The sequence below is a fragment of the Clostridium oryzae genome (assembly GCF_002029235.1).
Lineage (GTDB): Bacteria > Bacillota > Clostridia > Clostridiales > Clostridiaceae > Clostridium_AE > Clostridium_AE oryzae.
On the sequence record NZ_MZGV01000006.1, the window covers coordinates 43,236 to 56,316 of the forward strand.

Here is a 13,081-nt window from a genome sequence, read left to right on the forward strand (position 1 = left end):
CTTTCTATAGTATGCTGCTCATAGCGGGATAACTGTCTTCTCCTACGCCACCCATCAATGGCTTTATTCCCGAATGAAGAAATGATGCCTTGATTACAGATGCAGAACCATACCTTGCTCTTATTCTATCTATGGCTCTATCTAGTTCTCTGTTTCTATCAACATTTTTATCTTCAAATAAAGCAACCTGATAAAATTCGTTAGTACGCAGATCCGACACTGAAACGCCAAAATTTCTCAAGGGTTCAAGATTCCACATACTATCGAATAATTTTACTGCTTCATCAAATATGTTCCATGTACAATCAGTATAATAATGTAATTTTTTCTGCCTACTATAGCCATTAAATTTACTATTCCTAAAACTTACAGATATCAATCCACAGCAATTTTCACTGTTTCTAAGTCTCATTGCTACCGTTTCACAAAGGGATAACAATATTTTATGGGCTTCCTCTCTCTTCTCTACATCAAAGGCTATAGTAGCAGAGTTTCCTATCCCCTTCATATTAATGTAATTACTTTTTCTGACTTCTGAATTATCTGCACCATTAGCATAATTCCATATCATAACACCATGACTTTTCAGCTGATCTCTTATAATACTCAAATCATACTTAGCCAAATCACCTATTGTAAATATATTAAATCTATTTAATTTAGGCAGCGTTGCTCTCCCAACCATAAATAAATCCTCCACGGGAAGCTGCCACATTTTTTCTTTTATCTCATTAGGAAATAGTGTGTGCACCTTGTCTGGTTTACTAAAATCACTAGCAACCTTGGCTAGCAGTTTATTACTGGATACACCTATATTAACGGTGAAACCTAATTCTTTTTTGATTCTTGATTTTATTGAATATGCCAATTTCATACAATCATCATAAAGATATTCCATATTAGAGAAAGCCAAAAAACACTCATCTACAGAAAATCTCTGTATTGTTGGAGTATATTCATTTAAAATTTCTACCATTGCATTACTGCATCGCATATATAGATCATATCTTGGAGACGCTACTATAAGCTCAGGACATTTGGCTTTAGCAGAAAATATTGTTTCACCTGTCTCTATTTTATACTTTTTTGCAGGTATAGACTTTGCGAGTACAATTCCATGCCGACTGGCAGGATCTCCTCCTATAACAGAAGGCACTTCTCTTAAATCCAAACTTTCTCCGTGCTGCAGCCTATCTGCTGCCTCCCAGGATAAAAAGGCTGAATTTACATCTATGTGAAAAATCACCTTGATATTATTCCTTTTCATATCTTGCATACCCTTTCCATAGAGTTCTTATAAAGAATTATATACGAACATTTGTTCCTTGTAGATATAAATATGCTAATCTTTGTACTTTTATTCATAAGTCGTCATAAAAAAGGAAATGTTGAGGCACTACGGAGATTGATCCGTTCATTAAGCACTTGTAACACAAATTTTATGCAAATTTTCTAATTTTATCTCTCTATATGCAAAAATCTATACTCTCTTAGACAATAAAAAGAACCGTCATATCTTTGACGATTCTCTTCATATTCAATCCACAGGCTTATCTATTTTTTTAATAAAACACCATTAATCTCTAGACCCTATCTTCTGTATCCTTGGGATTTCTGTATACATGTCATTAGAAATAGTTTCACATTTTACCAGTTTATTATTTTCATAAACATCTCTTTTTACTTTTACTGCATAGCCATCATGTCCCGCCTGCACAAAAACTATCTTTCCTTTAGGTAACCTTGGATCTTTTATATTTTTAGTTAAACATGGTATGACCTTATATACATTGTTTAAAATAACATATTTTCTTTTTAGTAAACTTGAGTTGGAATAAATATTTATCTGCAGTTTTTTATTTTCAGTGTGTGCTTCTACATAGATTGGGTATCTTAATGTGTTTTTAAATTTAAAATCGATATCATTCCAACTGACGGTAGCATCCAAACCAAGCTTTACATACGATGAGGGTATTGTATGATGTTCCCTTTCAAAAGGTTTTATCCCACTTCTTAATATAGCATTATATAGAGTAGATGACACTTGGCATATTCCGCCTCCGATTCCTGAATCAACCCTTCCATCTGCTAAAACCGGCGCTGTCCTATAACCTCTTTCCGTTGTTCTTTTGCCTACAGCCGCATTAAAGCTAAAGTTTTGCCCAGGCATAATTAGTCTGCCATTTATACTTTTACTTGAAAGTTCAATATTCCTACACCTTCCATCAGGAGAAGAAGAAAAATCCGTAGTAAAAGATGCTATTCTTGTATTAATTACGGAAAGCTTGTTTACTGTAATAGGAGCTGTATATTCGATGGTGTGAGCTCTTATTATCATATTTTTAGTATTTTTACTTCTAACTTCTTCCTTAAGTTCTTTTTCAAGTTTCTCTTTATCGAGTTTCCTTCCATTTATATCAGGATTTATCTCAATACTACCATGTCCTTTTTCTACGATATTAGCATTTACAGGTTCTGCGTTTATATCTTTTTCAATTCTATTTACAAAACTATCAATATAATCTTCATTATAAATAAAATTTACACTATATATCTGATTGATGCCTTTTTTTATAAGTTTAATCTTTTCGTATATTGTAGGCTGCCCATTAAGCTGTTCTAATTTATCTATTTTGCTTTCAATACTATATTTTCTAACAATCTTTGAAATATGTAGTTTATAACTTTTATCATCAGTTATTATTTTTATATCTCTTTTCATTAGTGGGTCAATATATCGAGATTTAATTAAAGCTTTATCTTCCTTTACGCTTCTGCCGCGTAAATGCAAATCGTTTACTTCTAACCTTCGGTACAATAAGCTGTCCCATTTTTTATTGTACCTGCATATTTCCCATGTTAAACCGCACATAGCACCGAGTGAGAAAAGTAAAATTTGCAAAATTATGATTTTAGCACTAATAGTTATACGATAACTTCCCCTTACCATGGATCTTCCTCTAATCACCAGAATTGAAAAAGTTAATAATGTTATTTATTTTCTCAGTTTCATAATCTATTGTATTATTTTGTTCTTTTAACAGTGATTCATTAGCTTTAATTTTCTCATCATAGCTGTCAATTAATTTTTTTAATTCAGCTATTTTCTTGTTATATTCCTGTATTGTATCAGTAATGGATTTATAATATTCATCAGAATATTTATGAAGCGCCTCCAACCTTTTTTTACCATCTGAAAGAAGCTCCTTTAAATCCGTATTGGAAGAATTAATGATACTAATTAATGATTTCTTTCTAACCTCGTGAGGAAGACTCTCAGGAAGTGCATTAATAAAATTTCCTACCATAAAAATAGTGTTAACAGGACTATTCCCTAGATTATATAATGAATATATTTCTTCAACTGTCAGTTTCCTTTTGGGTTCATCTTTAGTTTCATCGTTATTCACATTAGGATATTGTTGTTCCACTTCACCATTCTCCTCTTCGATATCTTCAACATTCTCAATATCTTCAATATTATCGATCTTATCTACTTGTTCAATAGTATTGTCGTCCGTATTGGAATAACTATTTTCTTCGCTGTTAGCTTTTTCAATAATATTAAATCTTTCAAATACTGATATAATCTTTGACATAACTTATTTCCCCTTTAACTATAATTTCTTACCTTTTTATAGCCGTAAAATATTAAGTACTATTCTATAATCAACATCAAAAAAAGACATTCAGGAAGTTTTTCCCAAAGATTATTCCTAAAATAAGTACAATTATACACGTAATTATATGAGAAAACCTTTGCGTCAGTTTGTATTGATAAATTGATAAACACCGTTGCATCAATTTAATAATAACATTACAAAAAAGCAGAGTTATAGCGAAAACTGCCCCTTCAACAACAATCAATTTCAACAGCATAATAATTCCACCAATTCATTATTTATTACCTTATTATACCTCATTAGACTTAATGAGGCAATATATCCATAAATAATACCTAATTCTATTATTAGGTTTACAAAATAGTAATTTTATCTGCCATTTTCGCCCTGTTCATATAAGTTTTCATATTTATCAGTTATGCTTTTAGATCATTGATATTCATTTACATTGTGACTTTACCTTTATTATTTATTTTTTCATTATAGCTATAAAGAATATAGGTTAAAAGAGTGAACACTAACATAACTAAGCCAACAAATTTCCATGTGTTTCCAATCGTTGTGAATTTAAGAATTATTCCTGTAACCGTAGGACCTATAGTTGATCCAAGTCCGATTATTATTGGAAGTACAGCCTCCATCCTACCTCTATGAGATGCAGGTGTATTGTTCACAATAAATGGATCCGCACTGGTCGTAACCACTATTTCTCCTAATGTAAGAATAGTAACAGAAACATACATAAATGGTACTGCATTTATAAAACCTAACATTCCAAACCCAACAGTATAAAGCAGTCCACCTAAACATATTCTTGCTATAGACTTTCTTCCCGATATTAATCTTGTAACCATTGGAGTCATAGTAATTACTATTATAGCGTTTACGCTGACCAGTAATCCGTAAAAACCAGAACCATTGCTAGGAACTAACTTAGCAGCATGTAATGGATATAAATACGACCATTCCGAATATACAAAGTTATACCCAAACATTACTAGTGCAAAGAAAATTAATATAGGTCTTTCTAATAATACTTTAAAAATAGAACCCTCCACACGCTGCTCAAATTTTCTATCCTCACCTAATTTCTCCTTTGTTTTATGAATAGATTCAGGAATAAAAATTAAAATTAGTAAAGCAGCTATTAGACTGGTGGTTCCATCAAGTAAGAACAATAACCACAGGTAATGCTTTAACAGCGGCCCACCTATTATTGGTGATATCGTAAAACCCACATTCATAGCCATATAAAATAATGAATAAGCTCCATCTCTGGTTTTTGGCGTAGTAATATCTGCAACTAGTCCTCCTGAAGCTGGTCCTGCAATTCCAAGCATAAAACCCGAAAAAATCACCATTGGTACTATATAAATAGAAGTACCCATTCCAGCCGCTATTAAGTAAAATATAGCACCTAAAGAATTAAATAGGACTAATATCTTTTTTCGTCCAAAGTGATCAGTAAGCTTTCCCCCTATAATGCCACTGAGTGTAAACATTACGCCTGCTACAGAAACGATATAACCAGCAGTGGTTTTGTTGATGCCTATCTTTAAAGTTAAAATTAACGTAATAAGGGGAAAAATAAAGCTTCCAGCAGCATTTATCATTCTTCCTAAGGCTATAATGTAAATTTCCCTAGACAACCCTCTATATGGATTAAATATTTTAGCGATTTTAAGCATTGGATTTTCTTTCATCGTATGTATCCCTCCCTCTATAAATCTACCTATGTAAAATTCAAGAAACTTAAAGCCAAGCTATTTATAACATAGCTTGGCTTTAAAATATCACATGTTTAAATTAAAAAGCCGCAGATAATAACCTGCGGCATAAACACTATCTTCTTAAAAATCAGCACATAGGTTATTAATGATTATTAAATTACTTGTTCTAGGCTTTCTTCTTATTAACTTGTCCATCATTAATACCCCTTTCATTTTTACTCTAGAGTTTACTATACTTGAAAAAATAACCAATGTCAAGAAATTATTTAATTTTTATAAATATATATCAGAAAATTCTATTTTAGCAGTTTGTATAAGACGATTGTCTAGTAAATTTACCATCTGCTTTTCATTGCTCTTCTCAACAACCTTCTCATCAGGAAGTAGGACAGTAAAAGTACTGCCTTTGCCTTCCTTGCTTTTTACAGATATGCTTCCTCCTAACGCTTCAACAAAACGTTTTACCAAAGATAGACCAATTCCTGTACCCTCTGCCTGTCTTGATAGTGAACTATCAACTTGACCAAAACGTTCAAAGATTACATCTATTTTGTCCTGTGGTATACCAATTCCTTTATCCTTTACCTCAATACATATACTTCCGCTTTCACAGCACAAGTTTACAATAATATTTTTACCCTTCGGAGTGAACTTCATAGCATTAGAAAGAAGATTTAAAAGTATCCTCTCATACTTTTCATCATCAATTCCTATTATCTTCTTTTGAAGCGAAGAAAGAAATGTTACTTCTACTCCCTTTTGCAGAGCATATGCAGATACAGATTCTGCAATTGATTTTGTGAGAAACACTATATCAATATTATTTTTATTTATTTTGATCCGTCCAGCATTAGCACGAGTGATGTCAAGGAGATTATTAACTAATCTCAATTGTCTGAAAGTATTTTGTCTTATAGTTCCAAGATACTCCTTAACTTTATCTGTCATTTGATCAGCACAAATATAATTTAAAGCCTGAATAGCTGTACTGATAACATTTAATGGAGTTCTAAACTCATGCGAGATGAAAGACAGGAAATCGTCTTTCATCTCCATAGATTTTTGAAGTGCCTCATTTTTTTCATGTTCCGATTTCAGTAATCTTTTATATGTTTCATCTAGAAGCTGATTGCTTTTCATTAAATCTGTTATATCAAGTGTACTGACAATCGCATACATAAAATCTCCTCTTTGATCTAAAATAGGGGTTCCATTAATTAAAAGATAACATATTCTTCCGTTTATTTTTTTATAAACAATACTATTTCTTGTAATCTCTCCGTCTATTGCACGATAGCCAGCCATCTTCTCGATAGGGATTTCAGTTCCATCTAATCTGTACCATTGCCCACTCCTGTATAAATCCTCAATCGAGCTATCGCTGATTGCTTGCGGCAGAATAGCTTTATTGTTTTTAATTATAAATTTACCATCTTTATCACAAATATATAGAGATTCCTGCAGGTTTTTTACAATAATTTCAAGCAACTTCTTTTGACGTTCAATAACTTTTTGAGTCTCTACATCACGAGTTATATCATGACTGCATAAAACTGCAAATTTAATATTACCATCGCTATCATAAACTGGCCTTCCATTTATGCTAATATGCTTAGTAACTTTTCTGTTTTTTAATGTTATTTTAAGATTAGTAATAACTTCGCCTTTAAATACTTTCGAAATTATCATGTCCTCTACAGAAATCTCCTTTTCATTAAGATCGTAATACTTATACCTATGTTGTGCGGGTTTAAGCTTTTTATTCTTACTATTCGGAAAATACTGGTTTGCAGCGTCATTTGCTAAATAGTAGTCCTTCTTAGCATCAAAAATAAAAATTGCATCATCTATACTTTTAAAGATAACCTCAAGCTGTTCTTTCTGATCTTTTATCTCCTTCTCCTTTTGCATTATATTTGTTATATCATTTGCACAACAAATCACCATTTCTACGTTTCCTTCATCATCCAGTAAAGGAGCCGTTGTCATATCAAAGTACCTTTCTTTTTCTCCTTTTTTCATAATTACAACTCTGTTGTCAGTCTTTTTAGTTTTTAAAACAATATAATACGGCAAGTCCTGCTCAGGTATAACATTCCTATTTAAATCCAAATATTTAGTTATAATTGAGTTATCTTCTTTTTGAGTTAATCTGTCCTGTGGAAATAATTTTCTAGTTACTTTGTTCTTATAGGTATAGTTGGCTTTTGAATCAAGTACAAAAACCAAATCGGACATGTTGTCCATTATTGTCTGAAGCTCTACTTTTTGCTGTTCCAGTATTTTTAAATATCTTACTTTGTCAGTTATATCCTTTAAATTAAAAACACCCATGATAAAATCACCATTTTCATTGTAAATAGGTGCTCCACTTACACATATATATATTTCATCCTTATTTATTTTCATCTGCAGTTCGTACTGATCTAGCCTTTCACCCTTTGCAACTCGTACTGATGGTAAATTCTCATAATTAAGTTTATTCCCCTGCATATCATAATACTTAACACAACTTAAAAAATCTTCTGTCTTATTGCACTTAGCTTTCTCTATCCAATGCTTTAAGGTTTTATTGACTTTTATATAATTTCCGCTATTATCTACCACAACTAGTCCATCTACCATATTATCTAATACTGCTTCCAGCTCCTTTTTCTGACGTTCAATAATCTTCGTTTGTTCTTCAATCTTTTTTCTATATAAAACTTGTTCAGTTACCTCAACAGCAATTACTACGCAATATTTCATTTTTTCACCTTCAAATATAGGTACAAAAGTTAACCTCAAGTATGTCTTCCTCATATCAAGTCTATCATACATAAATTCATCTATATTACAGTTCTTTTCCGTTTTAAGTACCTTACTCCATATATACTCATATGTACTTTTCTTAAATCCTGCTGAAAATTCATCCATACGTTTTCCAATACAGTTTTCTTTTCTATTGTAAGGTTCATCAAAAAAACTCATGTATTTTTGATTGGCACTAATAAGCGTAATATCTGGTGTGCTGTATATACCAATTCCATAATAGTTATCTGAAGCTAACCCATTTGCAAAAGCTAATTTAGATCCTAAGCTATGGTCCATTTTCTCTGAAAAAATATATGTCTTTTCAAGTTTTTTACGAATTACCTTTACATTAACAAACTTAACTTCAAGGGATTTACTAAATAAAAAGTAATCTGTTTGATCATCTATTTCTTCAATGTTTATACTAGGACCCAACCTTAAAATTCTAAATACCTCTTCAATACTCTTATCCATTAATTCATCAACCGTATAACCAGTCATATCTTCAAATGACTGATTGGCTTGTACAACTATACCATTTTCTACTGTTATAAAAGGTTGCTCGTTCGTGTTGCAATATGGACTTGTATCTTGCATAATAATACCCCCAAGCTTTAATTACTTCAAATAGCATGTATTAACATATTAATAATATTTTACCACTTTATTCCACATTTTTCTATGAAATATCATTTTTAAATCTAATAGGAATTAAATTCCCGCATAATATTCTACTATCGCAAATTATTCCACTGTTTAATGTGCTCATCGACAAGAGCTCAATAAAAGAGGGTAGGAAGTGATTTCCGTCGTCTGGAAAATGCCTCCTCTAACCACTTCTACCCTATGCCGACTCTATGCATTTACAAAGTATTATTTTCTATATTACTTCTCCCAAATTATTTTTCTTTTTTATTTACTTATTAGTATTTTCTTAAGAGCTATCTTCATATTACTTCATATATTATATAGTTATATCCTTTTAGTAACACATACATTTTATGTAAATTTCCTATGTCCTAACTCTTAATATTCACAAAATGCTTTTATTATATTGCTTCTGTTGTCTTCCTTTCTTAATTCACTAACTTCAAAATATATTACTGTTTCTTTTTATTGCTTCGTAACCATGATATAACGTTTCTTTATTTAGTAATCATCTTTTTTGCTTTATATAAAAATATCTTAGCATTAGCCAAAATTATTCAATTTAATTCCATACTATAAATCAGTTAATTTCGAGTAGAATTATGAAGATTTTTATATTGTTAACGATTACTCCGTATTATAAAATAACGTTGTAACAAGGCATTAACAAAAAATTATAATATTTTTAAAACCTTGTACCTGTTACTATTTTCTATAATCGAAAGGGTGATGTTATGCAAGCAGTTCCAAGTTCAGCTCCGAAATCTACTACAAAAAACTCAGGGAGAAAAATACTACAAAAACTTTGGGAGCAGAAATATTTGTACTTGCTTCTTTTACCAGCATTAATTTGGGTAATTATTATATGCTATGCACCAATGTATGGACTCTATATGGCTTTTATAAACTACACACCAACAAAGGAACCTTTTGTAAAGGCTCTTATGCACAGCAAATTTGTAGGTCTACAATGGTTTAAATACTTTGTAAGCAGTTCCGATTTTTACATTGTCATGAGAAATACATTAGCAATGAGTTTACTAACTCTGATCATGTCATTTCCTGCTCCTATAATATTAGCTCTAGCGCTTAACGAAGTAAAAGGTACCTTTACTAAAAAATTTGTACAAACCGCTTCATATCTTCCTTACTTTATATCATGGGTTATTGCTGCTAACATTTTTATTACTTTACTATCTGCCGATGGTGTAATAAATCATCTGCTAAAAACACTACATTTAACAAATAATAGTATATTATTCTTTCAAAAGGGTCAATACTTTTGGTGGATTATTGCATTTGCTAACACTTGGAAGGTTATGGGATATAATTCCATAATTTATCTGGCAGCCATAGCCGGAATTAGTCAAGAGCAATACGAAGCGGCTAAAGTAGATGGTGCAAACAGAATTCAACAAATAATTCATATAACACTACCAGCGCTTAAACCTACAATTATTATGTTAATGATCTTAGCAATAGGTAACATTCTTAATGCTGGATTCGAGCAACAGCTCCTTATGCAGAATAACTCTATTATGGATTACTCAGATGTACTTGATACTTATGTTTACAGATATGGTCTTCAAAATGGAGCTCTTTCCTATGCTGCTGCAGTTGGATTATTTAAGTCTGTAATTTCTCTAATATTGCTCGTATTCGCAAACTTTACAGCAAAAAAGCTAAACGATCAGTCGTTATTCTAGTTGGAGGTGAAACTTTTGAAAAAGTCAGCAGATATTTCAGAGAACATATTGGATATACTTGTTTACGCAATAATTATTTTAGTAGTAATAATTACAATATATCCATTTTGGAACATATTTATAGTTTCAATCAACGACGCAGCAGATACTGTACGAGGAGGTTTGTACCTACTTCCAAGAAAGTTAAGCATTGCTAGTTACAATACTATTATTACTGATGCAGAATTCATGAGATCTCTAAACATAACAGTTCTTAGAACAGTTATAGGTACACCGTTAGCTATTCTTGTAACAGCGATGCTTGCATACGTTTTGTCCAAACGTGATTTGTTTGGCAGAAAATTTATATCTCTTCTCTTTATATTTACAATGTATTTTGGTGGAGGCTTGATACCATACTATATGATATTAAAATCTATTCATCTAATAGACAACTTTTGGGTTTATATATTTCCAAACCTTGTAAGCGTATTTAATATGCTACTTATAAAAGCCTATATAGAAAGCATGCCAGCTGAAATTTTCGAATCTTCAAAAATAGATGGAGCTAATGATCTAATTATATTCTTTAAAATTGTTCTTCCTCTTTCAACACCTGTATTGGCAACGGTTGGTTTATTTGTAGCCATCATGCAGTGGAATTCATGGTTTGATTCCTACGTATTTACTTCAAGTCCAGGGCTCAAAACTATGCAGGCTGTACTTGTGAAAATATTAAATCAATACCAAACAGGGAACATGGTTTCAGCTTCTCAATCAATGTCAAATGCTGCTAGAAGATCTACTGTAACTCCAGATAGCATTAGAATGGCAGCTACTATGGTATCTACTATTCCTATAATAATGGTATATCCTTTTGTTCAAAAATATTTTGTTAAAGGAATTATGGTAGGAGCAATAAAAGATTGATGTTTTTAATGAATAGGATAATCGTCCTATTTAATATAAAAATTAATTTATTAAAGGGGGAAAAGTTATGTTAAAATCAAAAATCAAGTTCACAACTCTTGTTGTTACCGTATCACTTATTGGTTCAATGCTTGCAGGCTGCAGTATAGGTAAATCAGCTAAATCGTCTGATACAACAAATAGTAAAAGCGGTAAAACTGTTACTATTAAATTCTTTGATAAAAATACAGGTGATGCATTTACTGACGATGTCGCCAAAGAAATAACCAAACAAACTGGCGTCAAAGTTGAAATTCAACAGCCAACTGGAGATCCTCTTGAAAAACTTAACCTAATGCTGGCAAGTGGTGATTACCCTGATATGGTACTTATGGACAGAGGTAATAGTATTGTTAACAAATACATTTCTGCAGGTGCGCTGATTCCACTTGATGACCTAATAAGCAAATATGGATCAGATGTAAAACAGATGTATGGTGACACTTTGAAAAAAATAAGATATAAGGATGGCAAAAATTACTACCTATCTAACTGGTATGGAAAGGATCCGGATGTTGTAAATGGCTTTGTTATGAGACAAGATATCTTAAAAAAGCTAGCTGGTGATAAGGCTACTAATGGTCAATACTTTACACAAGATGAATTTGTGAAATTATTGAAAGATTTTAAAGCTAAATATCCAAAAATCAATGGAAAAACCACTCTTCCAATTACACTTTACGCTGAAGATCAAAACGGTGTCATTGGCACTTTTAAAGGAATGTTTGGATTAAAATCATACTACAATGTAAACGGTGAACTTAAGTATGATATAAGAGATCCTAAATATCTTGAAATGCTAAAGTTTATGAACAGCCTATATACCCAGGGGCTTCTTGATAAGGAATGGGTTGTTAACAAAAAACAGCTTTGGCTTGAAAAACTATCCAATGGTTATACTTTCTCTACTCCAACAGCTTATTGGAATGTATCTGATGCAAATGTAGCTCTAGCTAAGGATTCAGGAAATGATGCACAAATGTATGCTTATAAAGTAGTCGCAAACGGTGTAGATCCATCTAAAACAACTTACAGTGGTAGAAGCTCATTAGGATGGGATGCAATAGGCATAACAAAGAACTGTAAAAATCCAGATGCTGCTATGAAATTCATGAACTTCCTCACAAGTGAAAAAGGACAATACTTAATGATGTGGGGTGTAGAAGGTAAAACATGGAATATGGTTGATGGAAAACATAAACCTACAGATAAAATTTTAACTGACTTTACAAATAACTTTAATGCTACTGCTAAAAAGACTGGTGTAAGACACTGGACATGGTTCATTAAAAACGGTTTAGGTTCAGATGGGACTCCATATGATATGGCTACTAAGTACAAAAAGGACAAAGCTCAAGTAGTTGCAAATAAAAACCTTACGAACACCTACTGGGATACCTCAGAGTATGATAATCTTATACCAGCAAGTGGAACTCCTGAAGCTTTGATTTATCAAAAAGTAACAGATATATTTAATAAAGCATTCCCAAAAATTGTTGATGCACCTTCTCAAGCAAAGGCTGTCGCTTTATATAATAAAATGATTTCTGATATGGATTCTGCCGGATTAGCTAAAGTTGAAAAGGTTATAAACACTAACTATAAAGAAAGAATTAAGCTGTGGAAATAAAAT

8 protein-coding genes are annotated in these 13,081 nt (G+C 31.8%); 3 read left to right on the plus strand and 5 right to left on the minus strand.

The genetic code is table 11. The annotated features are described in order from the left end of the window. Positions 1 to 4 precede the first annotated feature (4 nt). The 5 genes from CLORY_RS04340 to CLORY_RS04365 all read right to left on the minus strand — a co-directional run bounded on the left by CLORY_RS04340 (position 5) and on the right by CLORY_RS04365 (position 8,743). Positions 5 to 1,267 carry a DNA polymerase Y family protein gene (locus CLORY_RS04340; protein ID WP_079422288.1) on the minus strand — a complete coding sequence of 421 codons (1,263 nt, stop codon included), beginning with the start codon at positions 1,265 to 1,267 and terminating at the stop codon, positions 5 to 7. A gap of 309 nt (positions 1,268 to 1,576) precedes the next feature. After that, positions 1,577 to 2,950, minus strand: coding sequence for a VanW family protein (locus tag CLORY_RS04345; RefSeq protein WP_079422289.1), 1,374 nt, complete (start codon positions 2,948 to 2,950; stop codon positions 1,577 to 1,579). A 10-nt stretch (positions 2,951 to 2,960) separates the two neighbouring features. Then, positions 2,961 to 3,599, minus strand: coding sequence for a coiled-coil domain-containing protein (locus CLORY_RS04350; protein ID WP_079422290.1), 639 nt, complete (start codon positions 3,597 to 3,599; stop codon positions 2,961 to 2,963). A gap of 467 nt (positions 3,600 to 4,066) precedes the next feature. Further along, entirely contained in the window at positions 4,067 to 5,326 is a 1,260-nt protein-coding gene (locus CLORY_RS04360) for an MFS transporter (RefSeq protein WP_079422292.1), read from the minus strand. A gap of 300 nt (positions 5,327 to 5,626) precedes the next feature. After that, entirely contained in the window at positions 5,627 to 8,743 is a 3,117-nt protein-coding gene (locus CLORY_RS04365; protein ID WP_079422293.1) for a PAS domain-containing protein, read from the minus strand. Between the two features lie 785 nt (positions 8,744 to 9,528). Between CLORY_RS04365 and CLORY_RS04370 the strand changes: the two genes are divergently transcribed. The 3 genes from CLORY_RS04370 (at position 9,529) to CLORY_RS04380 (ending at position 13,078) form a co-directional block, all read left to right on the plus strand. Further along, positions 9,529 to 10,500 (plus strand): ABC transporter permease, encoded by a 972-nt coding sequence (locus CLORY_RS04370; RefSeq protein ID WP_079422294.1) that lies wholly within the window; start codon positions 9,529 to 9,531, stop codon positions 10,498 to 10,500. Positions 10,501 to 10,515: 15 nt separating this feature from the next. Next, a complete protein-coding gene (locus CLORY_RS04375; RefSeq protein ID WP_139375957.1) occupies positions 10,516 to 11,409 on the plus strand; it encodes a carbohydrate ABC transporter permease in 894 nt (297 codons plus the stop codon). Positions 11,410 to 11,476: 67 nt separating this feature from the next. Further along, complete coding sequence (locus tag CLORY_RS04380; RefSeq protein WP_207652168.1) at positions 11,477 to 13,078, plus strand: extracellular solute-binding protein; 1,602 nt, start codon at positions 11,477 to 11,479, stop codon at positions 13,076 to 13,078. Positions 13,079 to 13,081: the final 3 nt, after the last annotated feature.